This window comes from Bradyrhizobium sp. SEMIA (genome assembly GCF_014844175.1).
Taxonomy (GTDB): domain Bacteria; phylum Pseudomonadota; class Alphaproteobacteria; order Rhizobiales; family Xanthobacteraceae; genus Bradyrhizobium; species Bradyrhizobium arachidis.
On sequence record NZ_CP046601.1, the window covers coordinates 3,790,685 to 3,816,868 of the forward strand.

General features: G+C 60.3%; 22 protein-coding genes and 2 pseudogenes. 8 read left to right on the plus strand and 16 right to left on the minus strand.

Features of this window, described 5'->3' with window-relative positions:
- On the plus strand, positions 1-912 hold the full coding sequence (locus FOM02_RS18640; RefSeq protein WP_027557973.1) for a hydroxymethylglutaryl-CoA lyase: 912 nt from the start codon (positions 1-3) through the stop codon (positions 910-912).
- A gap of 128 nt (positions 913-1,040) precedes the next feature.
- On the opposite strand, the gene FOM02_RS18645 is transcribed toward FOM02_RS18640, so the two are convergent.
- The 4 genes from FOM02_RS18645 to FOM02_RS18660 form a co-directional block, all read right to left on the minus strand.
- Positions 1,041-1,967 (minus strand): dihydrodipicolinate synthase family protein, encoded by a 927-nt coding sequence (locus tag FOM02_RS18645; RefSeq protein ID WP_027557974.1) that lies wholly within the window; start codon positions 1,965-1,967, stop codon positions 1,041-1,043.
- Between the two features lie 74 nt (positions 1,968-2,041).
- Positions 2,042-3,025: a TRAP transporter substrate-binding protein gene (locus FOM02_RS18650; RefSeq protein WP_027557975.1), complete on the minus strand. Its 984-nt coding sequence runs from the start codon at positions 3,023-3,025 to the stop codon at positions 2,042-2,044.
- Positions 3,026-3,049: 24 nt separating this feature from the next.
- A complete protein-coding gene (locus tag FOM02_RS18655) occupies positions 3,050-4,315 on the minus strand; it encodes a TRAP transporter large permease (protein WP_027557976.1) in 1,266 nt (421 codons plus the stop codon).
- Positions 4,315-4,923, minus strand: coding sequence for a TRAP transporter small permease (locus FOM02_RS18660; RefSeq protein ID WP_035731262.1), 609 nt, complete (start codon positions 4,921-4,923; stop codon positions 4,315-4,317). Before FOM02_RS18660 ends, FOM02_RS18655 begins: the two co-directional genes overlap by 1 nt.
- A 214-nt stretch (positions 4,924-5,137) precedes the next feature.
- On the opposite strand from FOM02_RS18660, the gene FOM02_RS18665 reads away from it, so the two are divergent.
- The gene (locus FOM02_RS18665) at positions 5,138-5,821 is read left to right on the plus strand and encodes a GntR family transcriptional regulator (RefSeq protein WP_028146295.1); all 684 of its coding nucleotides are present in this window, start codon (positions 5,138-5,140) and stop codon (positions 5,819-5,821) included.
- A gap of 131 nt (positions 5,822-5,952) precedes the next feature.
- Here FOM02_RS18665 and FOM02_RS18670 read toward each other — a convergent pair whose 3' ends face one another.
- The 3 genes from FOM02_RS18670 to dctP are packed head-to-tail and all read right to left on the minus strand — an operon-like array spanning position 5,953 to position 8,881.
- Positions 5,953-7,311 carry a TRAP transporter large permease gene (locus FOM02_RS18670; RefSeq protein WP_027557978.1) on the minus strand — a complete coding sequence of 453 codons (1,359 nt, stop codon included), beginning with the start codon at positions 7,309-7,311 and terminating at the stop codon, positions 5,953-5,955.
- Positions 7,308-7,862 (minus strand): TRAP transporter small permease, encoded by a 555-nt coding sequence (locus FOM02_RS18675; protein WP_027557979.1) that lies wholly within the window; start codon positions 7,860-7,862, stop codon positions 7,308-7,310. Before FOM02_RS18675 ends, FOM02_RS18670 begins: the two co-directional genes overlap by 4 nt.
- Positions 7,859-8,881, minus strand: a complete 1,023-nt coding sequence (gene dctP, locus FOM02_RS18680; protein ID WP_027557980.1) for a TRAP transporter substrate-binding protein DctP — start codon at positions 8,879-8,881, stop codon at positions 7,859-7,861. Before dctP ends, FOM02_RS18675 begins: the two co-directional genes overlap by 4 nt.
- Positions 8,882-9,228: 347 nt before the next feature.
- Here dctP and FOM02_RS18685 point away from each other — a divergent pair, with 347 nt between their 5' ends.
- Positions 9,229-9,471, plus strand: coding sequence for a pentapeptide MXKDX repeat protein (locus FOM02_RS18685; protein ID WP_027557981.1), 243 nt, complete (start codon positions 9,229-9,231; stop codon positions 9,469-9,471).
- A 126-nt stretch (positions 9,472-9,597) separates the two neighbouring features.
- Here the strand turns inward: FOM02_RS18685 and FOM02_RS18690 are convergent, their stop codons facing one another.
- A complete protein-coding gene (locus tag FOM02_RS18690) occupies positions 9,598-9,945 on the minus strand; it encodes a DUF6481 family protein (protein WP_027557982.1) in 348 nt (115 codons plus the stop codon).
- Between the two features lie 266 nt (positions 9,946-10,211).
- Between FOM02_RS18690 and FOM02_RS18695 the strand changes: the two genes are divergently transcribed.
- From FOM02_RS18695 to FOM02_RS18710, 4 genes and pseudogenes are all read left to right on the plus strand, one after another.
- Positions 10,212-10,448: a hypothetical protein gene (locus FOM02_RS18695; protein ID WP_027557983.1), complete on the plus strand. Its 237-nt coding sequence runs from the start codon at positions 10,212-10,214 to the stop codon at positions 10,446-10,448.
- Positions 10,449-10,524: 76 nt separating this feature from the next.
- Complete coding sequence (locus tag FOM02_RS18700; protein WP_027557984.1) at positions 10,525-10,743, plus strand: hypothetical protein; 219 nt, start codon at positions 10,525-10,527, stop codon at positions 10,741-10,743.
- A 174-nt stretch (positions 10,744-10,917) separates the two neighbouring features.
- A pseudogene (locus FOM02_RS18705) lies at positions 10,918-11,109 on the plus strand (hypothetical protein); the annotation flags it as partial.
- A gap of 3 nt (positions 11,110-11,112) precedes the next feature.
- Positions 11,113-11,933, plus strand: a pseudogene (locus tag FOM02_RS18710) (IS3 family transposase); the annotation flags it as partial.
- 509 nt (positions 11,934-12,442) lie between these two features.
- Here the strand turns inward: FOM02_RS18710 and FOM02_RS18715 are convergent.
- The gene (locus tag FOM02_RS18715) at positions 12,443-13,489 is read right to left on the minus strand and encodes an acyltransferase family protein (protein ID WP_028146521.1); all 1,047 of its coding nucleotides are present in this window, start codon (positions 13,487-13,489) and stop codon (positions 12,443-12,445) included.
- Between the two features lie 601 nt (positions 13,490-14,090).
- Between FOM02_RS18715 and FOM02_RS18720 the strand changes: the two genes are divergently transcribed.
- Positions 14,091-15,410 carry an NAD(P)-binding protein gene (locus tag FOM02_RS18720; RefSeq protein ID WP_265441954.1) on the plus strand — a complete coding sequence of 440 codons (1,320 nt, stop codon included), beginning with the start codon at positions 14,091-14,093 and terminating at the stop codon, positions 15,408-15,410.
- 275 nt (positions 15,411-15,685) lie between these two features.
- Here the strand turns inward: FOM02_RS18720 and FOM02_RS18725 are convergent, their stop codons facing one another.
- The 7 genes from FOM02_RS18725 to FOM02_RS18755 form a co-directional block, all read right to left on the minus strand.
- Positions 15,686-16,375, minus strand: coding sequence for a sugar transferase (locus tag FOM02_RS18725; protein WP_084335048.1), 690 nt, complete (start codon positions 16,373-16,375; stop codon positions 15,686-15,688).
- A gap of 181 nt (positions 16,376-16,556) precedes the next feature.
- On the minus strand, positions 16,557-18,776 hold the full coding sequence (locus FOM02_RS18730) for an AAA family ATPase (protein WP_027564658.1): 2,220 nt from the start codon (positions 18,774-18,776) through the stop codon (positions 16,557-16,559).
- Positions 18,777-19,071: 295 nt separating this feature from the next.
- Positions 19,072-20,214 carry a glycosyltransferase gene (locus FOM02_RS18735; protein ID WP_028146522.1) on the minus strand — a complete coding sequence of 381 codons (1,143 nt, stop codon included), beginning with the start codon at positions 20,212-20,214 and terminating at the stop codon, positions 19,072-19,074.
- A 61-nt stretch (positions 20,215-20,275) separates the two neighbouring features.
- The gene (locus FOM02_RS18740) at positions 20,276-21,022 is read right to left on the minus strand and encodes a glycoside hydrolase family 16 protein (RefSeq protein WP_231164133.1); all 747 of its coding nucleotides are present in this window, start codon (positions 21,020-21,022) and stop codon (positions 20,276-20,278) included.
- 170 nt (positions 21,023-21,192) lie between these two features.
- On the minus strand, positions 21,193-22,596 hold the full coding sequence (locus FOM02_RS18745) for a lipopolysaccharide biosynthesis protein (protein ID WP_231164415.1): 1,404 nt from the start codon (positions 22,594-22,596) through the stop codon (positions 21,193-21,195).
- Between the two features lie 115 nt (positions 22,597-22,711).
- Positions 22,712-24,769 (minus strand): glycosyltransferase, encoded by a 2,058-nt coding sequence (locus tag FOM02_RS18750; protein ID WP_063617241.1) that lies wholly within the window; start codon positions 24,767-24,769, stop codon positions 22,712-22,714.
- Positions 24,766-26,172, minus strand: coding sequence for a hypothetical protein (locus tag FOM02_RS18755; RefSeq protein ID WP_027564655.1), 1,407 nt, complete (start codon positions 26,170-26,172; stop codon positions 24,766-24,768). The genes FOM02_RS18750 and FOM02_RS18755 overlap by 4 nt, the downstream gene beginning before the upstream one ends.
- Positions 26,173-26,184 lie beyond the last annotated feature (12 nt).

Genomic DNA, 26,184 nt, shown 5'->3' on the forward strand with positions numbered 1-26,184 from the left:
ATGAGCGATCCCGTCCGCATCATCGAAATGGGGCCGCGTGACGGCCTCCAGAACGAGAAGACGCCGGTCAGCGTCGAGGCCCGCATCGCCTTCATCGAGGCGCTGGTTGCGGCCGGCCTCGATACGGTCGAGGTCGGCGCGTTCGTCTCGCCCAAGGCGATCCCGCAGATGGCGAGCTCCGATGCCGTGCTGCGCGGCGTCGCCCACGTCAAGGGCGCCGAATTCCACGTGCTGGTGCCGAACGAGAAGGGCTATGACGCCGCCCGCGCTGCCGGCGCCAAGGTCGTCTCCGTATTCGCGGCAGCGTCCGAAGGCTTTTCGCGCGCCAACATCAATTGCACGGTCGCGGAGTCCATCGAGCGCTTCAAGCCGGTACTGGCGCGCGCCAAGGCCGATGGTGTGCCCGTGCGCGGCTATATCTCCTGCGTGCTCGGCTGTCCGTTCGACGGCGAGATCAAGCCGAAGGCGGTCGCCGATCTCGCCAAGGCGCTGTGGGACCTCGGCTGCTACGAGATCTCGCTCGGCGACACCATCGGCGTTGGCACGCCCGCCAAGGCGAAAGAGATGCTGCGCGCGGTCAGCGCCAACATCCCGCCCGCGAAACTCGCGATGCATTTTCACGACACCTACGGTCAGGCGCTCGCCAATCTCTACGCCGGTCTGGAGGAGGGCGTCCGCGTCATCGACGCCGCCGCCGGCGGCCTCGGCGGCTGTCCCTACGCCCCCGGCGCGACCGGCAATGTCGCGACCGAGGATGTCGTCTACATGCTCGAAGGCATGGGCATCAGGACGGGTGTCGACATGGAGAGGTTGCTCGCGGCCACCAATGAGATGAGCGGTGTGCTGGGCAAGCCGCCGGTCAGCCGCGTGGCATCCGCGCTGAACGCGAAGAAGAAGCGGGCGGCGTCGTAAGGCCGCTTGCGGCGCGCACAGGTGCCGTAGGGTGGGCAAAGGGCGCGCAGCGCCGTGCCCACCATCTTCCTCAATCACTCGCAGATGGTGGGCACGCTGTCGTTTTGCCCACCCTACGAAATCTTCGCCTAAGCCGCCTTCAGCCCGACATCCGGCAGGCGCGGCCGGTTCTTGAGCGCCTTGACCATCATGGCCTCGACCTCGGCCTTCTCCTGCGGCAGCAGTGCCAGGCGCGGCGGGCGGGTCAGGGCGGTGCCGCGGCCCATGATGTGCTCGCACAGCTTGATGCACTGGACGAGGTCGGGGCGGGCATCGAGGTGCAAGAGTGGCATGAACCATTCGTAGAGCGGCATGGCCTCGGCCAAGCGGCCGGCCCTGGCGAGGCGGAACAGCGTCTCGCCCTCGCGCGGGAAGGCGTTCGACATGCCGGAGACCCAGCCGACGGCGCCCATGGCGACGCTCTCGACGATGACGTCGTCGAGGCCTGCGAACAGCACGAAGCGGTCGCCGACCATGTTCCTGGTGTCGATGAAACGGCGCGTGTCACCCGAGGAATCCTTGAAGCAGACCACGGTCTCGACGTCGGCAAGCGAGGCCAGGATATCGGGGGTGACGTCGTTCTTGTAGATCGGCGGGTTGTTGTAGAGCATCACCGGCAGGTCGGTGGCGCTGGCGACGGCCCGGAAATGCGCGGCGGTCTCATGCGGCTTGGACGAGTAGACCAGCGCCGGCATCACCATCACGCCGTCGATGCCGACACGCGCGGCTTCCTTGGCGGTCTCGACCGCGAACGCCGTGGTGAATTCGGCGATGCCGCACAGCACGGGCACGCGGCCGGCGGCGACGGACTTCGCCGTCTCCATGATCGCAACCTTCTCCTTGCGCTCCAGCGAGGTATTCTCGCCGACCGAGCCGCAGACGATCAGGCCGGAGACGCCGTCGCGGATCAGTCCGTCCATCACCTTGGCGGTCGCATCGATGTCGAGCGAGAGATCGTCGTGGAATTGCGTGGTGACGGCCGGGAAGACGCCTTCCCAGGAAACGCGGCGGCTCATGGTTTTAACTCCAGGCGAGTAGGCCGGCGGAGGGCTGGGGCCGCCGGCTGTGGCGAAAAGGATGGCGGATGGGATCAGAGCGTGGCGCCGACCTTGCGCAGCTCGGCGAGAACGGGTGCCTTGGGCAGCCAGATCTTGTCGAACTCGGCGATGACAGCCTCGGTGTCGCCGGCCGGGACCTGGCGGATCGGGATCGGCGCGTTCTTGAAGTTCTCGATCAGCGCCGGCTCGTTGCCGGCGAGCTCATCGATCTGCGCATCCAGCGTCGTCTTGATCGTCTTGGCGATCAGCTCGCGGTCGGCGGCGGAGAGCGACTGCCAGACCCGGCCCGAGATCACCGCTGCCATCGGCATGAAGACGGCGTTCATCTGCAGGATCACCTTCGACACCTTGTCGAAGCGCTGGTTCCAGGAGAATTCGAGGTCGGCCTCGAGGCCGTCGACCTGGCCGTTGGCCATGGCGTCGAACACCTGCGGGGTGGGGATCGGCGTCGGGGCTGCGCCGAGCGAGGAATAGAAGTCGCGGTAGACCGGGGTCGGGTTGATGCGCAGCTTCATGCCCTTGATATCGGCGAGCGAATTGAGGTCCTTGGACGAGAACACCGCGCGCATGCCGGTGATGCCCCAGCCGAGGCCGATTGTGCCGGTCTCCTGCGGCAGCACCTCGAATAGTTTGACGGCCGCCGGATGCCGCACGAATTTCGCCACCGCCGGCGTCGAGCGGACGATGTAGGGCGCGTTGATCGCGGCGATGTGCGGCACGCGCGAGCCGAGCTCGGCGGCCTGGATGAAGCCCATGTCGAGCGCGCCGGACTGCAATTGCTGCATCATCGCCGGCTCGTTGCCGAGCTGGCCGGAGTGGAACACGGTCACGGTCAGGCGGCCATTGGTGGCGGCCTTCAGCTCGTCGCCGAATTTGAGCGCGGCCTTGTTCCAGGAATGGCCGTTGGGCGTGATCAGGCCGAGGCGAAATTCCTTGGCCTGGGCGAGCGCGAGCGAGGGCGCGAACACCGATGCGGCGGCACTGGCGGCGAGAAAGCGGCGGCGTGAAAGCGGCATGGTCGGGCTTCCTATTGTACGGGCCTATTTGACGAGGATCAGCGAGAGCGAGGGGTAGAGCGAGAGCAGCACGAGGAGGACGCAGGAGATGACGAAGAACGGCAGCGTCACCATGAACATCTTGCCGGGCTTGGCGCCGGTGACGGCGGCCGCGACGAAGAAGCAGAGCCCGACCGGCGGCGACAAGAGACCCAGCACGAGATTGATCACCACAACGACGCCGAACTGCCGGGGATCGATGTGATAGACGTCAGTTGCGACCGGCAGCAGGATCGGCACCGTCATGATCAGGCCGGGAATGCCGTCGATGACAGTGCCGATGATCAGCAGGATGACGTTGCAGATCAGCATGAAGCTGATCGGGTCCTTCGCGGCCGACTGGATCCAGCCGGCGGTTTCCTGCGGCACCTTGCCGAAGATCAGGACCCAGGAGAACACTGCCGCGGCGGCGACCAGGAACAGTACGATCGCCGAATAGATGCCGCTGCGCAGCATCATCTGCGGCAGCTGCGAGAACTCGAATTCCTTGGTCCAGTACTTGCCAACAAGTGCCGCGGCAACGGCGCCGACGGCGGCGGATTCCGTGGCATTGGCGAGGCCGCTCAAAATCGTGCCGACGATGACGATCGGGATCAGCAGCGTCGGCGAGGTGCGCAGGATCGTCATCAGGCGCTGGCGCGGCGTCTGATAGTCGGCGCGGGGATAGTTGTACATGTAGCCCATCAGCGCGATGACGAGACAGAACATCACGGTGAGGATGACGCCCGGCACGATGCCGGCGATCAGCATGTCGCTGACGGAGACCTGCGCCAGCACGCTGTAGACGACGAACATCACCGAGGGCGGAATGATCGGGCCGAGCATGCCACCATAGGCGGTGAGGCCCGCTGCAAATGTCTTGTCGTAGCCCTTCTTCTCCATCTCCGGCACCATGATCTGGGCCATGATCGCGACCTGCGCGGTCGCCGATCCCAGGATCGAGGAGATGAACATGTTGGCGAGGATGTTGACGTAGGCGAGCCCGCCCTTGAGCGAGCCGACGAATGCCATCGCCATGTCGACGATGCGCCGCGTGATGCCGCCGCCGTTCATGATCTCGCCGATCAGGATGAAGAGCGGGATGGCGATCAGGCCGTAGCTGTCGACGCCGCCGAACAGCTGGAGCGGATAGGACTGAAACAGCACGGGATTGCCTGACGCCGCGATATAGACGAGGCCGGCAAGGCACAGGCAGAGCCCGATCGGCACGCCGACCAGCATGATCGCGACGAAGGCGGCAGACGTGACCATCAGTTGACCCCGTCGAGCTCGGAGAGCTGGAAGCCTTTCGGTGGCGTGCGCGGCACCAGCTCGAGATCTTCCAGGAGGTTGGCGAGGCCGTGCACGGTCATCGAGACCGCGAAGATCGGCAGCGTCAGATAGAGCACCCAGGTCGGCCAGTTCAGCGTCTGGGTGTGCTCGGTGTAGAGGAAGTTGAAGGTTTCGGCCGCGAGCTTGCGCCCGTCGAATCCAGCGCGCGCGAGCCCGACCGGGTCCATCCAGAGCACGCAGGTGACGCTCAAGGCGATGCCGAACACGACGACGAGGCCGGTCGAGATTACCTTGGCGATCTTCTGGTGCTGCGGCGAAAGCCGCTCCGTCAGCATCGTCACCGCGAAGTCGAGCCGCAGCCGCGTCATCGCGGAGGCCCCGACGAAGGTCAGCCAGACTACGCAATAAACAGCGGATTCATCGATCCAGTAGATCGGGAAACGCGCGTAGCGGGTGATGACGTTCACCAGGATCAGACCGGTGAGCAGGTACATCAGCCCCATCAGCGCCAGACGCTCGAAGGCGAGCAGGGCGCTCGACATCCGGACGATCGTACGTCGGACGCTGAGCGCGCGCGTGGCCGGCATCGTCTGCTCGATCATGAAGAGGCCCCAACCCCCGAAGATTTGTCGTGCGACTGCCAAATGTATAATTTATACATTTTGGCTGTCAAACGGAGATTGCGGTCATTTCCGCGGCAGGGCGCGCTTTTGCTGGGCAGCTGGCTTTTGCAGGGCACCTCAACATGCAAGACAGGGACCGCTTCGGCCGAGCGAGTCGGGAAGGACAACAGACGATCAGATGAAACAGCCTCTGAAGCATCGCACCCTGTCGGCTGCGATCGTCGACCAGCTCAGGCAGGCGATCCTCGACGGCACCTATCCGGCCGGATCGCAGCTGCGGCAGGATGCGCTTGGCGAGGCCTATGGCGTCAGCCGCATCCCCGTGCGCGAGGCACTGTTCCAGCTCGAGGCCGAAGGGCTGGTGCGGATCGTGCCGCAGAAGGGCGCGATCGTCTCGGAGCTGTCACTGGACGAGATCAACGACGTGTTCGATCTGCGCTGTATCCTGGAGCCACGGTTGCTGGCGCAATCGGCGCCGCGTTTCAGCGCGGAGGATTTCGAGGGCCTCGACGACATCCACAAGCAGTTCGAGAAGGCGATCAAGGCGCGCAATGTCAGCGAATGGGGCCAGCTCAACGCCGATTTCCACATGGCGCTCTACGTTCACGCCCCGCAGCCGCGCACCCGCGCGATCGTGCTGTCGCTGCTCCAGACCAGCGACCGCTACACGCGGCTGCAGCTCTCCAACACCAAGGCAATGGGCACGGCAGAAAAGGAGCACGCTCATCTGATCGCGCTGTGCCGCGCGCACAAGGTCGAGGAGGCGTGCCGCTTCCTGGAGCGGCACATCGAGGCCGTGCGCAAGGATCTCTTGCAGGTGGTGGCGCACGCACCGAAGTCGCGGCGGAAGGAAAAATCGTAGGGTGGGTTAGCCTTGCGGCTGTGCGGAGCGCATAACTCGTAGGGTGGGCAAAGCGCAGCGTGCCCACCATTCAGAAGTGGTGGGCACGGCGCTACGCGCCTTTGCCCACCCTACGGCAGTCGTGAGTGCCGCTACCTGCTCCCGTCCGGCCCCATCACGAGATCCGGCAGCCAGGTCGAGATCTCCGGCACGAAGCACAGCAGCAGCACCGCGAGCATCATCAAGAGCACGAAGGGCAGGGTGCCCCAGATCACCTCGCTCAAGGGGATGTCGGGCGCGACGTTGCGGATGACGAAGATGTTGAGCCCGACCGGCGGATGGATCAGCCCCATCTCCATCACGATGGTCATGACGACGCCGAACCAGATGATGTCGAAGTTCGCAGCGCGGAGCGGCGGCAGGATGATCGGCGCTGTCATCAGGATGATCGAGACCGGCGGCAGGAAGAAGCCGAGCACGACGACCATGACGAGGATCGCGAACAGCAGCTCCCAGCGCGGCAGGTGCATCGCGACGATGGATTCGGCGACCGATTGCGAGATGTGCAGATAGCTCATCACGTAGGAATAGAGCAGCGACATGCCGATGATCATCATCAGCATGGTCGATTCCCGGATCGTCGATCTCATGATCGGGGCGAGGTCGCCCGGCCGCCAGACGCTGTAGATCGCCGCGATCAGCGCCAGTGCCAGCAGGCCGCCGAGGCCTGCCGTCTCCGACGGCGTGGCGAAGCCGCCATAGAGCGCGATCATGACGCCGGTCAGCAGCAGCACGAACGGGATCACGCGCGGCAGCACGCTGAAGCGTTCGGCGAGCGTGTACTCGTCGCGCTGCAGGATCGGAGCCTCCGGGCCGCCTTTCTCGTAGATCGCCGCGGCGGCGGCATATTCCTGGCGGAAACGGATCACGGCGTAGGCGCCGAACAGGGAGACCAGCAGCAGACCCGGACCGATGCCGGCGAGGAACAGCCGCCCGAGCGACTTCTCGGCCGCGACCGCGAACAGGATCATGGTGATCGAGGGCGGCAGCAGGATGCCGAGCGTGCCGCCGGCGGCGATGATGCCGGCGGCAAAACCGCCGGAATAGCCGCGCTTGCGCATCTCCGGGATGCCGGCCGAACCGATCGCCGAACAGGTCGCTGGGCTCGAGCCCGCCATTGCCGCGAACAGGGCGCAGGCGAAGACGTTGGCGACACCGAGGCCGCCGGGCACGCGGTGCAGCCAGGCATGCAGCGCCGAATAGAGGTCCTGGCCCGCGCGCGACTTGCCGATCGCCGCGCCCTTCAGGATGAACAGCGGGATCGACAGGAGCGTGATCGAGGCCATTTCCTCGTAGACGTTCTGCGTCACCGTATCGAGCGAGGCGGCGGGCATGTAGATGCCCATGAACACCACCGCGACCGCGCCGAGGGCGAACGCGATGGGCATGCCTGAAAACATCACGAGCAGCGTTGCTATCCCGTAGGCAACACCGATACTGAAAACGCTCATGAACGCCTCGCTCCCGCGAAAGGCAGCGCAAGCTGCACGAGGATCTGGACGCAGAGCAGGCTCATGCCGAGCGCCATCAGCGAATAGGGAATGGCGAGCGGCGGCGACCACATCGAGTTCGAGACCTGGCCGTCGACATAGGCTTCATGGGCCAGCGTCCAGGACTTCCAGGTGAAGAAGGCGCAGAACAGGAACGTCGCGGCATCGACCAGCCAAAGACGGATCCTGTTGGCGAGCGGCGACAGCAGGCCGACAAAGGCCTCGATGCCGATGTGACCGCGGTTCTGCTGCACATAGGCTGCCGTCATGAAGGTCGCGCCGACCAGCAGGAAGACTGCGGCCTCGTCCTGCCAGTAATTGGCGGCCTTGAACAGCGCGCGGCTGAGCACGCTGTAGCTCAGGATGGCGCAGGCGGCGACCAGCGCGATCGCGGCGAGCACGACGATGATGCTGTTGAGGATGGCGAGACCGCGATCAATCGCCGCCGCAGGGCCAGTCCCTGCGGCAGCGGTCGCCTGGTCATCACGATCCGGAAGCGGACCGTGGCTCATGCCGAGACGTCGGAGGCGAGCTTCAAGAGTTTCGCCGCCGTCGCGGTCTTGGCGCCGTAATCCTTCCACGCGGTGTCGCGGGCGATGTCGCGCCACTTGCCGACAGTCGCGGCGTCGAGCGCCGAGACCTTGGCTCCGGCCTTCTCGTAGACCTTGGCGACCTCGACGTCGTCGTCCTGCGCGCCCTTGCGGCCGAAGGTTTCGAGCTCGGAGCCGACCGCGAGCAGGACGTCCTGATGGTTCTTCGGCAGCTTGTCGAAGATCGCCTTCGACATCATCAGCGGCTCGAGCATGAACCAGTAGGAGGCGCCCGCGCCCGAGGTCAGCGACTTCGCGACTTCCTCGAGGCGGAACGAGATCAGGCTGGTCGAGGAGGTGATGCCGGCATCGCAGGCGCCGGTCTGCATCGCCGCGTAGATTTCGTTCGACGGCACCGACAGCACCGAGGCGCCCGCGGTCTGGAGCACCATGTCCATCTCGCGCGAGCCGCCGCGCACCTTCATGCCCTTGGCGTCTTCAGGGGCGACGATCGGCTTGGAGCGGCTGGCGACGCCGCCGGCCTGCCAGACCCAGGTGAGCAGGATGATGCCCTTGTCGGCAAGAAAATCGGTCAGCGCCTTGCCGACCGGCTCCTTCTTCCAGCGCATGCCCTGGTCGTAGGTGGTCACAAGGCCCGGCATCAGGCCGATATTGGTCTCCGGCAGCTCGCCGCCGGCATAGGGCATCGGATAGAGGCTGATGTCGAGCGCGCCCTTGCGCATCGCGGAGAACTGCGCGTTGGTCTTGATCAGCGAGGAGTTCGGATAGATCTCGGCGGCGATGTCGCCCTTGCTGCGCTTGCTGACCTCGGCGGCGAACATGCGGCAGAGCCGGTCGCGGAAATCGCCCTTGTCGACGGTGCCGCCCGGGAATTGGTGCGAGATCTTCAGCGTGGTCGCGGCATGCGCGGTGCCGGTGCCGAAGCGGAGAATGGCGGGTGCTGCGACGGCAGTCGCGAGCAGGTGACGACGCGTGAACATAGATTTATCCCCTTGGACGGTTCTTGACGTGATCGGGTCTTAAGAGGCCCGGCTTCAGGCCCATCCTAGCCGGTCTTGTACCCGATATTCTCTAATCTGATAGTTCGAGACCGAATGCGGCGGCAAGTCGCGGGGGGCATTGCTGCGCCGCACACTCACCCTTCGGTCGCGGGCGGCACTAGCGGGGGTCACGCAGGCAAAATTGTGTCAAACCGGTGGTCCCGCGGTCAGGTTTCGCATTGGCGAAAAAAAATTCCGCCGCACGTAACAGGTGCGGCCCGTCATCCGTCGAGCATGAGGTAGCGGCATCCGTCGCTGGCCAACATCACCTCGAAGGAAGATGACCCATGACCATTCGCACCCGCATCGCGCTCGGCATCTCGGCTGCCGCTCTCTCGCTCGGCCTTGCGCTGTCGCCGGCCGCCTTTGCCCAGGACAAAATGGGCAAGGACGACGGCATGATGAAGAAGGACACGATGTCCAAGGACGGCATGAAGAAGGATACCATGTCCAAGGACGACGGCATGAAGAAGGACCACATGTCCAAGGACGGGATGAAGAAAGACGACGGGATGATGAAGAAGAACTGATCGTCCGCCGCCGTCGCGGGCGCATGCAAACGGCAGGCGCGCGCTTCGGAAAATCTGGGGGCGGTCATTTGGACCGCCCCGAAATCACGTCGCAGCCCAACTTCAATTGGACGTGACTTTTGAACGTTACTTGCGCTTGGCCTTGCGGGCGGCGTAGCGGGCGTCGCGCTTGGCCTTCTGCTCGGCCTCGAGCGCAGCCTGCCGCGCGACCGCCTCTTCGGCCTCGCGGGCGATCCGCGCGGCTTCAGCGGCCTTGGCTTCTTCCTCGACGCGCTTCTGCTCGGCCTTTTCCGCCTCGCGCGCAGCCTTGGCCTCGGCACGCTTGGCCGAGAGCGCTTCGCGCTCGGCGCGACGCGCGGCCACCGCCGGATCGTCGGGGCCCGGCTGCGACTTGAATTTGTTCAAAAGATTTTTGCGGGCGTCCTGCGCCGCCTTTTGCCGGTCCGCGAAGCCGGGTTCCCTGAATCCACTCATCGACGAGCCTTGTCTTCCTCGCTTTCAATCCTACATCACTGCTGTTGGTACGTCGGCTGGGCATAGCAGGCGCCACGCGACGCAGAAGCGTGTACATCGGCGCGCGTCGCGAAGCCACCCATAATCGCAGCCGATCAGGTCAACGAAAAATCGCCAGCCCCGACGATCTCTCGTAACCCGGAAAAACTGCCGAATTGTGATGTCCCTCATAGCGGGCACCCGACGCCGCGCCTAGCGTGCGCCCCAATACGAGACGGAGCACGGGCATGACCATCTTCCGGCTGACCCTCAAGGCGCTTGCGCTCGCCTTCGTGGTGGCGGCGCTGGCGGGCGGGGCGTTGCTGTTCGCCCGTCCGCAGCCGATCGAGAACGCCGTCCTGGGCGCCGGCTGGGAGTGCAGCCAGACGGCCTTCGTGCTTACGACCTGTGCGCCCCGCGCGCACCAGGCGATCCCGGCTGTCGAGACCTCACGCAAGGATGCGATCCGCCAGACCCGCGGTTGAACAGCAAGGGCATGCCGGGATGTGACGCCACGCCGCAGAGGTGATAAAGCCGGCTCGCCCGTGCAATCAGGTCACCATGTCCGAGTCCAAGCCCGAACCGGGCGAGAAGCCCAGAACCCCGCCACGCTCCCCATCCGGTGACAATCGCCGCGGCGCCATCGCCGGCCTGATCATCGCGCTTCTGATCCTCGGCATCGGCTGGTGGCTCGCCCGCGATCTGACCTCGACCAGCAAGATGCAGGATTGCCTGATGTCGGGGCGAACCAATTGCAATGTGATCGAGCCGGCTCGCTAGAAGCGGTCCAAGCACGACCGCAGGGCCGAAAAATTGCCGTGATCTTAAACATTTGTAACGGGACTTAGCCGACAAAGCAGATCAGTTATGTCGGCCGGCATCAGCCCGGCGCGAGCCGAATCGTCTATCGCGCCAGGGACCACGGCAACCGAGAGAGTAGGGGGTCTAGCACGCATGAGTGCGTCCAGCCGCATGAAGATCATCATTCCCGTGGTTTCGGCCATGTCCCTTGTCGCGCTTTCGGCGCAGGCCCAGGACGCGTTGCCGCCGAGGCCGCAAGCCCAGCCGCAGGCGGCGCCCGGCGCAGGTGCGCCACCCCCGAACAACCAGAACATGCGCAAGGGGCCGCCGCCGCAGCAGGCCGCCCCGGCATGGCTATGCGATGCGCTGGGGGTGTCGCGGTCGGGCTTCCATGCCTGGCTGATCGTTCGCCCAGCGCCAAATCCCGCAGCGACGAAGAGCTCGGCGGCAAGGTGAAGGCAAGCTTCATGGCGAGCGACCGCACCTATGGTGCGCGCTGGGTGTGGCGTGATCTGCTTGCCGATGGGGCGGACTGTGGCCTCCATCAAATCGAACGACTGATGCGCCTGCAAGGCTTGCGGGCGCGGCCGCGAAGCCGGCGCTTGCCGAAGGACAGCGGCGATCGACAGCTCGAGGCCGTGCCGGCGAACCTCCTTGACCGGCAGTTCATTACTGAGCGGCCGAACCAGAAGTGGATCGCCGACTTTACGTATCTCTGGACGGCCGAGGGCTGGCTCTACGTCGCAGCAGTGATCGACCTGTTCTCACGCCGGGTAGTGGGTTGGTCGATGAGCGCCGCCATGACAGCTCAGTTGGTGACCGATGCCCTGCTGATGGCCGTCTGGCGACGCGGCAAGCCGGAAGCACTGTTGCACCACTCCGACCAAGGCAGCCAGTACACCAGCGAGCAGTTCCAGCGTTTGACGGCCGACCACGGCATTATCTGCAGCATGAGCCGTTCCGGTAATGTCTGGGACAACGCGGCGATGGAGAGCTTCTTCTCGTCGCTCAAGACCGAACGGACGGAAGGCAAAACCTACAGGACCAGAGACGAGGCACGAGCCGATGTGTTCGACTACATCGAACGATTTTACAACACGATCCGCAGGCACTCGACCATCGGCTATCTCAGCCCGGTTGAGTTCGAGCGTAAGGTGGGATTAGCTTAACCTGGTGTCCATCAAACCGGCAGCAGCTCATACTACAGCGGCCTGTGCGGGGGAGTCCTCTTGTTGCGGCAAAACGGACCACTCTTCATTGGCTTCGAGCTAACTGGTGCTGTTAGCTCAAACTTGCGCATGATGGATTAGAGCGAGAGTTCAAGTTTTTCAATCAGTTAAAGGGCGGCGTGTGCGCGACGTGTGCACCAGGAGATCAAGGGAAATCCTGCGCAGGTCAACGTGAACAGACCTTTTGAAGCAGGCGGATTGGTCGGGAAGCGCAGCTTCCGTGCACTCGCGCAGCTACCTACGCTGTATTCGTTCCAAAATGCGACCTCTTGGGATGGGACCAATCGGCTCTTAATCAGGGGGGCCCAGCTTAGAGCCCTGGTGCACCCACCATTTTCACTGACTTAGCCGGCAAAACCGTTTGAGTATATGATTTTTCAAACGCGTCATTTTGAAGCGACGGATTTTCATCGGAGGCACCTGCGACCGCAGGCGTGGCAGCTCTGAAGCTACATTGCGGATCGGATTCGTTGTTTTCCAAGAACCGAGGCGATCGGGCGATCGTAATACTTGTCCAAACCGATCGCCACCAGAATGCAAATTGGGACTAGCGCGAAGAGGTAACAAGAAGCCGTCTGCTCAAGATGAGTGGCCTTGAGCAATCCGACCGCCGACATGAGAATTGGAACGTGAATGACGTAGAGTGGATAAGAAAGGCGGCCTAGCTCGCTCAGGAGACGCTGCTTTCGCCGGAGATGGCACGCGACGGACAGACACATAAGAAGTGGAAAGATAAGGACGATCGAAACAGCATCGAGCACAGAACTACTGATCGGAAAGCAAAAGACCGTCGCAAGCAGAAGGATCATCGGCAAGAGCAGGAATGTTGATAGGAATGGTCTGGGCCGATAATACCAGACCAGGACGCCGACAAAGAAGCCGAACAGGGTGCGTACGGCACCTCCGAAAAACGTCGTCCATGTGGCGCCGAGATCGGCGGTGCCGTTTTTGAAGATCATCAGGGTAAGCAGTCCGCCCGTGACAGCAGCGATTGCCCAGGCGCACCTTGTATCGACCCGGGATATCAGCGCCGCCCAAAGTACGTTTACGGCGATTTCAAATGACAATGACCACATCGGAGTGTTGGTGGGAAATGTCGTATCTGTAGGAGCCTGACTTACCCAGGGCTTTGGCAGCAAAGCCGCATTGAAGGCTGTCCCAGCGAGAATGTCAGAAAGTGCGTATTGCGAATATTTCTGCATCGCCAATCGAAGCAAGAAATACCCAGTTCCCAACAAGAGCCCTAACAGGCTAAGCGGCAATAACCTCTTCAAGCGAATTTGAAGGAATTTGGCGACGGTTAGCCTGCGAGACTGAAGACGCTTCGCATAGGAGTGCGAAAGCACAAACCCGCTTAACATGAAGAAGAAATCCACCGCCAGATAGCCATGAGGTGCCAACTGCGGTGCACCGACAATCGAAAGGTGAAAGAGCAGGACGCCAATGGCGGCGAAGCCCCGAAGCGCGTCTAGCACTTCAAACCTCTCTTCTGTCAATCAATACCTCGATATTCTGGCCGACTACGTACCCGTGAAAAATTACCCGCATCAAGCGATTAGATCGACGCGGCGTGATGGCCAACGTCGGCGTCGAGACCGCATCTTTCAAATGCGGATAGAATGCATTCGCTCTCTCGAAGAGGCTAGGCGATATCATAGGCGCTCAATGCACAAAATTGAGCCACTCCTTGGCGGTGGTCCAGTCACCCCGCCGCCACCCATAACGAATAGCCTTCTTCTTTCGCCGGACCGCATAATGATTGCGCATCGGTAGGGATTTCCGTCGGCATCTTGCGGAGCTATTCTAGCTGTCGGAATTGATGTACTCGGAGCTTGTCGAATCGGCCGCCCACGAAACAGTCGGATTGGTAGGCTTGCTGATTGGCAGAGGCCTCCAGACTTTCATGAACGGAGAAGTCCGAGTTGCCTTGAACGGTCCAACCTACGCTGACGGCGAAACTAGTTTTACTCGTCGTTCGATGGCTGTCAGTTCTCTGCCGCGTCTTTTGGGAATTACATCGACTATGCTGGTTGTTTTTCTCGAGGTGCGGTTCACTACCTTGATTTAAGGGATGACTTTTTTGAACATGTCGCTCTGATGGCTGATAGCATTGACTGTGAGCGGTTTGACGCGGTCGTTCTGGGAGCTGGAATTAGCGGCCTGGTTGCTGCCTCAATTTCACAGCGGCAAGGCGCGCGGAGCGTGCTCGTCATCGATGAATATTCTTGGCTCGGCGGCAATCACATCGACTGCAAAGTCGGAGACTATACCTTCGATGTGGGCAGCTACATCTTCCAGGACGACTCTCCTCTGTTGGTGCACTTTCCGGAACTGCTGCCGCTCTATATCCCGATTAGTCCATCGTGGGGCCGTCTGACGCCACAAGGATTTGTGACTCACTACCCGCTGTCCATCGCGGATGATCTGTTGCGAGCTGGTCCGATCGAATGGATTCTGATTTTAGGCTCCATTATCGTGGCTCGTCTGTCTCGTCGCCACATTCGCAGTGCAGAAGACTTTGCGACCTTCTGGATTGGCGCGCGGATGTTGATGCGCTCAGGACTCGGCTACTATTTGGATCGGTTTTATGGTTTTCCAGCCGACAAAGTAGACGCCAAGTTTGCGGAGAAGAGGATGCTCTGGATCCAGGAGCACGCACGTCTCCGCAACCTCCTTCGGCGCTGCGTTTCGCCTGCCCCCTCGTCGCCGGCCAATCAACAACTCGCTCGACCGCGGGAGGGGTTTTCATACCTCTATCACAAGGCAAGGGAGCGGCTCGAGGCTCAGGGCGCACGCTTTCTCTTGGGCGTGAAGATGGGCCGCCTTGAGAGCCATGATGGAAGGTTTTCGATAGCCGTGGGCGACCGCCGGATAGTCGGGGAGCGTCTGGTGTCGACCATCCCTCTATTTCAGGTTCAGGCCCTATGCGGTCTAGAGGCGCAACGAGAGCTAAACGTTACATTACTGAGCCTCTTTTACAGCTACTCGGGTCAACGCGGATTCAAGCAATCGATCTTGTATAACTTTTCGAGCAAGGGCGCGTGGAAACGCCTCACGATGCACTCCGATTTCTACGGCAAGTGCGGCGGGCGCGAATTTTTCTCAGTAGAACTCAATGCTGAGCATGTTGCTCGGGACGCTGGCGCGGCTGACCGCGATTTCAGAGAGCATACAAAAGCCAATCGACTGTTTTTGGGTGACCTTCGCCTGGAGGGCTCTCACCTGCTTTCTAATGCATATCCGATTTACACTGAGAACGCTGATGAGAACGCTAAGCACGCGATGGCTGTCCTCGCTAAACTCGGAATTGAGTCCATCGGACGCCAAGGCAGCTTTGACTATCAACCAACGGCTCGGGATTCGACCTTGAAGGCGGAAGCCGCACTTCGGCGTCGATCTCCTGAGAGCTCCAGCTAGGGCTGGTTCAGAAGGCCAGAAGAGTGGGGAGCCGCAGATTCATGCGCCATTTTTCTGATGCTTCCCATTAAGCCGCGCAAACGACCGCAGTTGCTGCAAAAGACCGGCGTGCTGTCGAGCGCACCCTCGGCGCGTTGAAATGTGACGGCCAGAGTTTCGCATTTAGCGCAAACGGCTTCGAAGATCGCTGGATCTATAGAGGTTGGAGGATCTGCGCTCAACTCTGTTCTCCGATCCTCATCCAGTTCCCATCGAATACCGTTCGAAGCGGTGAGTCAGTAAGCTCCATCCTCGAACACGGCCGGTATTGTTGCGAGCATGATCTTGGTGTCGAGTACTATGGACCAGTTTCGGGCGTAATAGGTGTCACACGCCACACGCCTGCCATACGTGGTGGTACTACGACCGCTCACTTGCCAGAGTCCAGTAATACCTGGCCGGCATGCAAGATAGGCATCGACATTGTGCCCATAGCGAACCAGTTCTTCTTCGGTTACTGGCCGCGGTCCGACGATGCTCATATCGCCGCGTAAAACGTTAAGCAATTGGGGTAATTCGTCGAGGCTGGATTTCCGCATCAAAGAGCCGATGGCCGTTACCCGGGGATCGCAACGCAGTTTGCGAGCGGCGTTCCATTCAGCAGCGGCGGCAGCATCAGAGTCCAATAATCGCTGCAGTCGTTCGGCCGCGTCCGGGACCATAGTGCGAAATTTCAAGCAAGCGAAAGTCTCGCCATTGAAACCGACCCGCCGGTGGCGGAAAAGTGCTGGCCCTGGCGAAGAAAGTACTGTGGCCGTGTAGCAGATTAAGAATAGGGGAGATAACAGCAGCACACCGAAAATTGCTATCAGAACGTCCAGCACTCTCTTCGTTGCTGAACCTGTGGGGCACTTCACCGTTTGCGCCGGATGAGGCGTCTCGACGATAAAAGACAGCTTGCCGCGAGTATCGACCAAATCGGCCATTGCGGTACTCCATCAAGCAGAACTTATGTTACTCTTGAAAATAGACAGCTCGAGATTTTCTTCCTCGTGTTTTGCAGTGCGAAGCTTGCGGCTGCCGATCGGTTAACGCAAGGTTAAAGTTTTAGCAGCAGCAGCGTCTTTTTTAGCTTGAGGTTGTGATCAACGTTTTCGGCGCTGTGAGCTATTTCGTGTAGTAGGCGTAGCGCCGATCGGAATATCCCTCAAAGCGACGCATAAAGGTCTCATCAGTCTTGTTCAGGACCGCTCCAATTAGTCGCTCCGAAAGCAGTGGAGATGAACGAACGGCTTTGAGAACCTCATCGGTCGAGTTGCCCCATTCCACCACCATGATAAACGCGTCGAACAGCCCCGCGACGGCCTTTACGTCAACGATCGGTAGGATCGGCGGCAGATCGCATAGGATATAGTCGTAGTCTTGGCGGGCCCTTTCCAGTTCTTTCCTGATCGAAGGCGCACTGAGAACGTCGGAGCTGTTCGAGGGCCTCGCAGTAGCGGGGGACGGTATGACATCGAATCTGAAGTTGGGATCAGGGATGACGACGTCGGCCACTGCCAAACCCTCAGCAGCCATCTTCTGCAACCCGCGTTCATCGATATAACCGAGCGTTTGGGACAGAGCGGGACTGCGCAAGTCGGAGTCAATGACGAGCGTGCGCGCCCCGGTCTTTGCCAGGAAAGCTGCAACCGCAGCCGCGACCGTTGTTTTGCCCTCGCCGGGGAGCGCCGAGGTGATGCCAATGACCTTGGCCTCGCCGGGATAAAGGTCAATCGCAACTTTGATATAGCGTAGCGCCTCAGCGGTAGCTGAGAAAGGAGGCGCCTCGTTGATTTGGCGAAACGCTGAGGACCTTCCGCGTAATCTAGCTTTGAGTCTGGATAATTGAGGAAAAGCGGCGAGGCAGCTCGTCCCCAACAGCGTTTCAAGCTGATCACGCGTATGCACCCGACGATGCATGAACTGCTCGCGGGCTATTGCGCTCAGCGCGCCAAGCCCCAATCCGCACATCATGGCGAAAGCCAAAGTGATTCCTACCTTTGGCGAGCTCGGCTTACTCGGAGCCGAGGCCTCGGTAACTACGCGAGCCTCCGTTGACGGGAATGATTGCTGTTGAACCGACTGCGTAAACCGTGACAAGAAAGCTTCGTAAATTCCGCGATAGGTATTTGCTCCAGTCTCCAGTTCGCGGAGCCTGACCTGCGCCTGCCGTGTTGATCCAGACTGTTGGAAGATCTCGAGCATTCGCTTATCGATGGCGTCTTCCTGGGACTTGGCGATCTGCAGCTCGCTTTTATAGCTCTCCGCGATACGCGAAATTTCGTCCCAAATCGAACGTTGCAGCGCTGCCATTTCCGAACGCAGATTCTTCACTGCCTCGTGATCGGGTCCGTACCGGACACTCCATTCAGCTTGCCGATTTTGATTCTCAAGGAATTTCTGCCGAAGCTTGGTGATGACTTGGCTGTTAAGAGCGTCCGTAACAACCGGATCGGGAATGGCGAAGTTTTCTTTCTCCGGGCGCTGTTCAAGTATGAGCTGTATCCGATCCAGCTTTGCCCGCGCTTGGCTTGTATCGGCGCGGGCTTTTGCGAGCGCCACGCCCAGTTGGTCGAGCTCAACCTCGCTCGCGAGCTTCCCTTCTACTCCGATGATGATGCCATTCTCGGCCTTGAAATCTTGAACCGCCTTGTAAGCGTTGCTTGCCTGCTGGCGAAGTTCGCTGATCCGTTCTTCCAGCCAAGCGCTCGCGCGGCGCGTGGCCTCATACTTGGCCTGCAGCCGGTATTCGATGTAAGCATCGGCGAATGCGTTTGCAATTCGCGCAGCCTTGTCAGGGTCCAAGGAAGTATAGGCTATCTGTTCGACATAACTGCGGCCCAATCTCGTAACACGTAGATTGTCATTGAGGTTTGCAAGTGCTCGACGCTCCAGCTCGGCAGGGGAGAGACGCTCATCAGACTTCGTAGCCAGTCCAAATAGTCCGGCAGCGCGGCCGAGGAGGCCGTGGGCAGGTCCAACAAATTCGGGGTCCTCGGTGAGATGCAACCGGCGTATGACGGACTTGCCGACCTTTTCCGATTTTGTGGTTTCAATCTCGCTTTCGACGATCGAGTCGTCGACACCACGGGTCTCCTGTGAGGTTTCAGACTGGGGCGCCGTGATACCTTTGGTGTCTACGAACATGTCCGTCTGCGCAGTGAATTTGCGCGGGGCGAATCCGACATAAGTGGCTCCAAGCGCCGATGAAAAAATTGTCACGAAAGCGATGAGACGCCACTCGCGACGAAGGAAGTCCCGCAATTGGAGCAACGACTTCGTCTGGGCATCCAAGCCACTGTCTGCCAAGCCAACGAGGGGCCGAAGGTCGCCGGCAATGTTCATCGCGCTGCTGCCCTCACTTAATCAAATCAGTCTTCTAGATCACGTCTTCAAATGAGATCTGCGTCCTGAAATAAGGCCGAATACAAGCCCATCTGGGGGCAGCTCTGTACAAGCCAGTATTGCTGATCAACTCGCGCGTTCGGAGCACAAAGAAAGTGCAGCGTTGCCTGCTGCTTGATCAACGCGGCGCCGGTTGCCGAGAACCCATGCCGCCCAATGAGTCCTAGCAAAACGCGGTTGCAGTCTAAGGCGGGTCCACACAGGCCGATGACGTTTACGATGGTGCGGCTGTCCCTCAGGTGGCGGCCCACTGGCGAAACGAGGATTGATACCGCAGGTTTTGTGGATCGCGCTGCGAGAGGAGGGTATCGATATGGGCTCGCATCTTCCGGACGAATTGCTCTTGGTTGAAATGCTCGGCGTGAGCAGTGATGGCGTCGGAGTCGAATTCCATGGCAGAAAGTCGACTAACGGCATCCGCGATCGCATCGACGGTTTGCTCATCGAAGAAAACGCCGGTCAGATCTCTTGCGATAGTTTCCGTCGCGCCTCCGCGTCCAAACGCAACAACGGGACGGCCGCTCGCCATGGCTTCGACGGGAACCATTCCGAAATCCTCCTCACCGGGAAAAATCAATGCGCGGCAGCGCGCGTACCGGTGTTTAAGGATCGCAAACGGCTGCGGTCCGAGTACTGAGACTGTCGGTCCGGCAAGGCGGCGGACTTCAGCAAGCATTTCGCCGCCGCCTATTACGACCAGGTTCAGCTTCAATTCATTGAAGGCGCGTACCGCAAGGTCGGGCCGTTTATAGGAGACGAGCTCGCCGGCCATCAAGTAGTAGTCCGCCACCTCGGAGTATGGCACCGGCGAGAATGCCTTGGTGTCAACGGGCGGGTGGATGATGGTGGCATCGTTGCCATAGTAGCGGCGGATGCGCGCCGCAACCGTTGCGGAATTTGCAACGAAGCTGTCAACTCGGACGGCTGAGGAGACGTCCCAAAGCCTCAAATAGTGCGCAAGTGGCGGCATCGCCAAACGGGTGAGCAAGCCTGCGCTCTGCCGATAGTCGTGAAACATGTTCCAGATGTAGCGCATGGGTGTGTGACAATAGCAGACGTGTAATGCGCCGGGCGCGGCCATGACGCCCTTCGCAGGCCCCGACTCGCTGCTGATGATCAAGTCATACGCCCGCAGATCAAGCTGCTCGAGCGCCATCGGCATCAAAGGAAGGTAGGCCTTGTACAAGTGCCGCGCGCGAGGAAGCCTGTTTATAAATGTCGGAACGACGCGATGCTTGCGAATAGTCTCAGAGACCATCTCCGGGACATAGACGTGTGTGTAGATGTCTGCGCCTGGATACATTTCGCATAGCGCTTCAACGACCTTCTCGCCGCCGCGCATTCCAACGAGCCAATAGTGGATGATGGCGACTTTCAATGGCATCATTTCACCAAGCAAGATAAGTCGGTTCGTTCCCATTGGAGACGACGCGCGGGACTCAGGGAGGCAGCACGGCGGGACCCCGAGGGCAGCCCTCGGGAGGGCCTGCATCGCGTGCGAATACGTGAACGTAGTCGATGAGAAGCGTGGATGGATTGGGGGTGCGGTCGATCGGCCACCCTCCACCGAGCGCAAGATTCACAAGAGGATAGAGCGGGCCGTCGAGTTCGGGAGGAGTTGGCTGCGTCCATACGGGCTTACGATCTAGGAAGAACACAATAGCCTTCGGCGAAATATCGACGCCGAAGGTGTGGAACTCGTTTATGAGAGTATCGGCAGGGATGTCGATCTTCTGAGCCTCGCCGCGTATCTTCTGCCGATCCTTGTACCAGATGTGCGTCGCGGCCTGATAGGCAGATGAAAATTGGCCGTAGTATTCGATGACGTCGATCTCGACATTGCCGTCTGTGATCGCCGCCGGCTTCAGGGCAGCAAGCCAGAATGCCGGCCAGTTGCCGTCGCCGGGAGGCATCTTCATCCGCGCTTCGAAATAGCCGTAGCGTGTTCCGGTCCCTGCGCCAGATGCATCGGCTGCAGCCAGGAGTCCTGACGTCCACCGGCCGTTTTGATCCTTCGAAGCGGTGATGGAAAGAAGTCCATTTTCAACTTTGAACGGCCCGTTTGGTCCGGGATTTGCGAATGCAGCATCGCCAAAATCGCCAGCCCACGGCGTATGCGCCGTCCATCGTGCGGGGCCGATGCGGCTGGCCGACGCACGGAGCTCGTCGAACTCTTCGAGCAACACGGGGCGGAGTTCGCATGACTGCGGCGACCCGGCTGCGAATACACAACAGAGCGAAACACTCAGGGCGAGGAGTGCGCCTCCGCCTGCAAACATACGGCCATTCATAGGACAGGCTCCGATTGATGATAGCCACGGATCTCACCAGCAACTGCGCTCATTCCGGTCATGAATCACACGGCCTTCAAACTGTTTGTGAGTCGAATTCCACAGCCGTACAGCGAAGCGACATAGACTGCGCCGCCAAACAACGAGACTGCGCCCAGCTCCAGCAGAGCAGGAATGCGTGTCTCGGTGAGCGTATGTCTCAAAACGATAACGAATACGGTCATGACTGCGCATGCGGCGGCCACCTGCCATAGTTTGGCTAGTTCCGAAGCAGCACTAGTACCGACAAGTTGCCGGGCGGCAAGGAGTGAGAGAACAAACAAGATGAAGGAGACTAGGCCGCGCGCGGCGATGACCCCGATCAGCGAGTAAAAATACAGACCGAGAGACATTAGAATGACCTTTGAACACAGTTCAACGAAGGTCAGCCGAAAAACCAAACTGGTCTGGTTGGTCGCGAGCGCCAGAGAATGGAGAGGCTGATAGAAGGCACTAAGGACGGTCGAGAGAGCAAGCCACCGCAGATAGAGGCCGGCATCGTGCCATTGCGGACCCAACAAGACTTCGGCAATCAGATCAGATGTCAGAGACATACCGATGCAGGTTGGCGCCGCAAGGAGCATGGTGAAGCGGGATGCCTTCGAATACGCATTGCGCAGTCGGTCCGTGCTTGGATTGATTTGAGCCAATGCCGCCATGAGAGGTTGCATGGCCGGGCCAATCAGGCTTTGCGTGGGCATGACTGAGAGGTCGCTGGCGATCGTGTATTGACCGAGTGCGGCTTTGCTTAAAGAGAACCCGAGGAGGATGCGATCAAATTGCCAGCTCAAGGCAATTAGGATCTGCGCTCCGCTGAGCCAGCCGAGAAAAGCCGAGAATTCCCGAAGTTCGGAGAGCGACAGGCGCGGTCTATAGGGGGCCAACAGGTACGACACCGATGTTGCGCCAATGGCCGCAGATATGCCACCGGCCACAATTGCCCAATAGCCGGCTCCGAGTGACACCAAGGCGAATGCGGTTGCAGTAGCGATGAGCTTGCCGGCGGTCTCAGCAAGGAACACTTGCTTGAAGCTCATGCTGCGGACGTATTCAACCATGCCCGGGCTGTAGAAGCTGCGCGCTAATGGTCCGATCCCGCTTGCTAGAATTAGAGCGATTAGTCGGGGGTCGTTGTAGATGTGTGCAAACGGCCATGCGGCGAGCAACAGCACCGAGCTCAGTGCAATGCCCCTGATCGCGCTCAACGTAAATGCTGTATCCAGGTGACCTCTCGTCACACGGGGCAATCGTGTAAGGGCTTGGAGCGTTGGTACCTCGAGCACCATATCCGCGATCGTAATCAACGTAGCTGCGAGAGCCGTAAGTCCGAAATCACCAGGTGTCAGAAGCCGAGCGAGCACAAGAAGAGTAAAGAAGTCGATTAGTCGGCCAGACAACCTGGACGAGACCGTCCACGCAGCCCCCAACATGGTCTTGCGAGTCAGCACGAGTGCCGCCTAGTCTTTCAACAACGTGGCATGTTGCGGACGTTGCGCGCTTATCGCAAACGAAGCCGCCTTACGGAAGGTTGCGGACTGAACCGCACTACGAATCTGCAGTCCCATCGCTATTGACTTTCGCTGAGAGAGGTACTTGCGTGGCTGACGTCATTTTGTCGCCTGCGCCCATGATCTTTGCCGCACGTTCTGGCTCGATGCATCCTCGCAGTACATCAGAGAGGCCACGAATATTTCCTCGCAACCGGCCCCGCCGATCGATGAAGGGTTCGGGCTTCGCGGAGTGTGCAAGATTGCTGGCGACATTCCCAAAGATATGGCTCGCAGCCTGACGAGTGGTCATTGTACCTTTACACACCAAGTAAATTGGATTGACCACCTGGGAATAGCCAAGCTTGTCTCCCGCAACCCGCCCGCCCTTGACACCCATATGAACACCGCGCGCACGCGCTGATTTGATCAGGCGTCCTCCCCGCTTCACGAGCGCCGCACTAAAGTCCCTGTCTTCCTGCCAACCGTAGAGCACAAGGCGCTCGTCAAACCTCGTATTGCCGATCGCCGAAGCACGAAAAGCCATATTGCAGCCATATGGGCTAAATGGTTCGATCCGTATCGAGCCTTGCGGGCCGCTTTTTTCTGCAAGGATGCTCAGCGCTTCGTCAAAGCTTAATCCCGGCCCGTGAATGCCATCGGCAAGGAGATGGCCCGTAAGCCCGATGACATCTGGCTCGTCGCGAAAAATCATGGCGGCGGCCGCTAACCAGTCCGGATCCGCAACAAAATCATCATCAAAGAAAGCCACGACCTCGGCCGCATTACCCAGGGCGGCGAGGGCGGTATTTCGCTGAGCCGGCAATCCAGGAGGACCGAGGACAACTCGAACGCCCGGTAGATCCGCCGCTTCGCCGGCGTCCTCCGGCAGGACGCCGGAGACGACAACGGACTTGGGCTGCAGGGTCTGATTCCGGAGCAGGTGCGTGAGGGTGGCGGTGACGATTTCAGGGCGGCCTCGCGTTGCGACTGCGACGGCTATGCTCGGTAGGGGCTGGGCTTTCACTGTAGGTGTGCTCGAGGCGCGTCTGGGTTCGTGCATGAGTTCGAGATAGCCGGAGGCGGTACTCTCCCATGAGAAATGTCGGAGCCGGTCGCGTCCCTTTCCGACAAGTTCAGTTCTTTGCTCCGTCGAACTTGCGAGCTGTCGAACCTGTCGAACCCATTCGGCAGGATCGTCGGGCGCGGCAAGCAGGGCCGCGTCACCACACACTTCAGGCATGCTAGCGCGGTTGGACGAAATGACCGGACACCCACGGGCCATCGCTTCAATGATGGGAAGCCCAAACCCCTCGGTCCACGACGGAAAGAGCAAGCACAACGCTCGCTCCATCAGGTACGCGAGATCGTCATCCGTAACATAGCCAAGCAGTTTTAGCCCTTGCGCGCCGGTCAGGCTCTCGGGGGTGTAAATATCCGCGCCTCCCCCTGCAACAATCACGCTGAGATTCATCGTCGCAAGTTCCGGTGCAATTTTGAGAACGAGCTGCAGATTCTTGTGAGAAGCGCGCGATCCCAGCGCCAATACAAAACGTCCATTGGGCACGGCTGAGGGGGCGATGTGGGCGCGACTTGGCTCCCAAGTCAGTGCGTGTTCGTGGCCGTTTGGAAGGACCGCAATGTCGGCGGCGCGCACAGGAAGGTGACAAGCAATTTGGCGGGCCGAGGCGGCCGAGACAGTCGCAATCCTGGCAGCACGCTTGGCCAGCAACGGTTGCAGGGTTCGGTACGTCGTGCGGAACAGCGAGCGATAGCTCTCCGGCGCTACAAAGACGTTCGCGTCGTGAATACATAGCACCTGATCGGACTTGATCACTGGCGCGGTGTTGCAAAGATTGAGGAGCCGGTCCGGCCATCGCGTCGGAAGCACTATCTGCTCCCAGAGATGCCCAGCAAACGGCCCGGCGGTTACGAGGGGGATAGACTGGAATCCCGGATCGGCGGCATCAGCTGGAGCAATGATCGCGGCTTCTTTGCCCCGCGCCGCGAGTGATCTATTCATGGCGGCACTGACATTATGGGCGTACCGCTGAACACCCGTCAGCGGTTGAGTCAAGAACCGACCATTTATGCCGAAGTTGGCAGACGAGCTCATACGTTCGCTCCTGATGCAGGGGAGGGCGCGAGCAGGATGGGTGCAAGCTGGTCACGAGGGGCGGAGCACGCAAGTCCGGCGAGAGCGTAAAACAGTAGGCCTTGCTCTACCGTGGGAGCGGCTAAAGTGTCTCCTATCATAAGCGCCAGGCAGCCGGTCCGGGCTGCAATGCAGGCATCCGCCTCAAACGTATGGGGGGCATTCCGTTGCCCGAACAGCGCCGACATTACGAAAAGCCAGTAGAACATCGTCCCGGGGATTCCGACGTTTGAGAGGAGTGCGATCGGAAGGCTCGAGGTGCGTACGGTCCCCAACCCGACACCCAATCCAAGAGAATCAAAAAAGTTCTGCATCGCATAGGTGTTCCAGGAGCTGCGCTCGATGGCCGAAGTCGAAGACGACTTGTTGAGGATGACCGTGTCCGCGTAGCGCTGCACGATTTCCGAGGCTCTCTCATCGAGAAGTACAGCAAGAATCAATGTGATCAGAAGGACAGGGGCGCATAGTGCTGCTGCTGAACTGAAAGGGCGAGCGGAGTCAAAGCCAGTACGCCGCAGCATTGAGATATATAGGATCAAGAGCACCAACGGAGCGCCCGCCAGCCCGGTAGAAGACGTAGATAGAATGACGAGAGCGAGCGAGGCGGCAGCCAAAAGGCCGGTCAACGTGGCGTTCCTGCCGAAAAGAAAGAGCGTACCTGTGAACGCGACGGCACCCAGTGTTGCGCGGGCAAAGGCGGATGCTTCCGGGTAGGAACCGACGATGCGCTTTGCGCCATTCACCTCATCGTCGAAGTGCATGGCGTACTGAGCATTGCGCATGAAACTGAGAAGTGCCTGCGTCCCGGTCGCGTATGTGGCGACGTCCAGCATCGCCAGCAGAACATTGCCCGCAGAATAGCATAATAGCGCGGTGACAATGGTCCGAAAGCCGCCGTGGCTCGAACCGATCGCAACTGTCATTCCAAAACAGGTGAGATTGGCTATCATGTAAATGGACTGCGTGAAATTGCTCGATACCGGGCCAAGAGGGACAGTTGTCCCGGTGTTGGCATATTCCGACGCTCCCAATGGAACGATCTGCGTTCCGCCAGCCAGCAGCCGCGGAAGCAGGAAGGCCGAGCCAATGCCGTAAACGACCAAGCACAACAGCCAAAAGCCGGGCTGGCCGAAGCTAACGGCTCTGACTGCCGCCGCGGTCTCGCGCCGGCTGGCAAGCGCCATTGCAAACACAAAGGCCAGAAACAGATGGCCTGGTTGGATGTTCGCACCGCCGACCAGAATAGCGGCCGCAGCTCCGAACAGAGTTGTGCAGATGAGCACGCTGAATGTGACGCGCTGGCCGAGAGGCAGGCAAAGCAAACCGAGCAGGACAGTTAGCACTCCGATCGGTTCCACACTCATTGCGCGCTAACC

Coding starts and splice junctions, on each gene's coding strand:
- FOM02_RS18640 (WP_027557973.1), top strand. CDS start 1: ATGAGCGATCCCGTCCGCATCATCGAAATGGGGCCGCGTGACGGCCTC.
- FOM02_RS18645 (WP_027557974.1), bottom strand. CDS start 1,967: ATGAGCCGCCGCGTTTCCTGGGAAGGCGTCTTCCCGGCCGTCACCACG.
- FOM02_RS18650 (WP_027557975.1), bottom strand. CDS start 3,025: ATGCCGCTTTCACGCCGCCGCTTTCTCGCCGCCAGTGCCGCCGCATCG.
- FOM02_RS18655 (WP_027557976.1), bottom strand. CDS start 4,315: ATGGTCACGTCTGCCGCCTTCGTCGCGATCATGCTGGTCGGCGTGCCG.
- FOM02_RS18660 (WP_035731262.1), bottom strand. CDS start 4,923: ATGCCGGCCACGCGCGCGCTCAGCGTCCGACGTACGATCGTCCGGATG.
- FOM02_RS18665 (WP_028146295.1), top strand. CDS start 5,138: ATGAAACAGCCTCTGAAGCATCGCACCCTGTCGGCTGCGATCGTCGAC.
- FOM02_RS18670 (WP_027557978.1), bottom strand. CDS start 7,311: ATGAGCGTTTTCAGTATCGGTGTTGCCTACGGGATAGCAACGCTGCTC.
- FOM02_RS18675 (WP_027557979.1), bottom strand. CDS start 7,862: ATGAGCCACGGTCCGCTTCCGGATCGTGATGACCAGGCGACCGCTGCC.
- dctP (WP_027557980.1), bottom strand. CDS start 8,881: ATGTTCACGCGTCGTCACCTGCTCGCGACTGCCGTCGCAGCACCCGCC.
- FOM02_RS18685 (WP_027557981.1), top strand. CDS start 9,229: ATGACCATTCGCACCCGCATCGCGCTCGGCATCTCGGCTGCCGCTCTC.
- FOM02_RS18690 (WP_027557982.1), bottom strand. CDS start 9,945: ATGAGTGGATTCAGGGAACCCGGCTTCGCGGACCGGCAAAAGGCGGCG.
- FOM02_RS18695 (WP_027557983.1), top strand. CDS start 10,212: ATGACCATCTTCCGGCTGACCCTCAAGGCGCTTGCGCTCGCCTTCGTG.
- FOM02_RS18700 (WP_027557984.1), top strand. CDS start 10,525: ATGTCCGAGTCCAAGCCCGAACCGGGCGAGAAGCCCAGAACCCCGCCA.
- FOM02_RS18720 (WP_265441954.1), top strand. CDS start 14,091: ATGGCTGATAGCATTGACTGTGAGCGGTTTGACGCGGTCGTTCTGGGA.
- FOM02_RS18725 (WP_084335048.1), bottom strand. CDS start 16,375: ATGGCCGATTTGGTCGATACTCGCGGCAAGCTGTCTTTTATCGTCGAG.
- FOM02_RS18730 (WP_027564658.1), bottom strand. CDS start 18,776: ATGAACATTGCCGGCGACCTTCGGCCCCTCGTTGGCTTGGCAGACAGT.
- FOM02_RS18745 (WP_231164415.1), bottom strand. CDS start 22,596: ATGTTGGGGGCTGCGTGGACGGTCTCGTCCAGGTTGTCTGGCCGACTA.
- FOM02_RS18750 (WP_063617241.1), bottom strand. CDS start 24,769: ATGAGCTCGTCTGCCAACTTCGGCATAAATGGTCGGTTCTTGACTCAA.
- FOM02_RS18755 (WP_027564655.1), bottom strand. CDS start 26,172: ATGAGTGTGGAACCGATCGGAGTGCTAACTGTCCTGCTCGGTTTGCTT.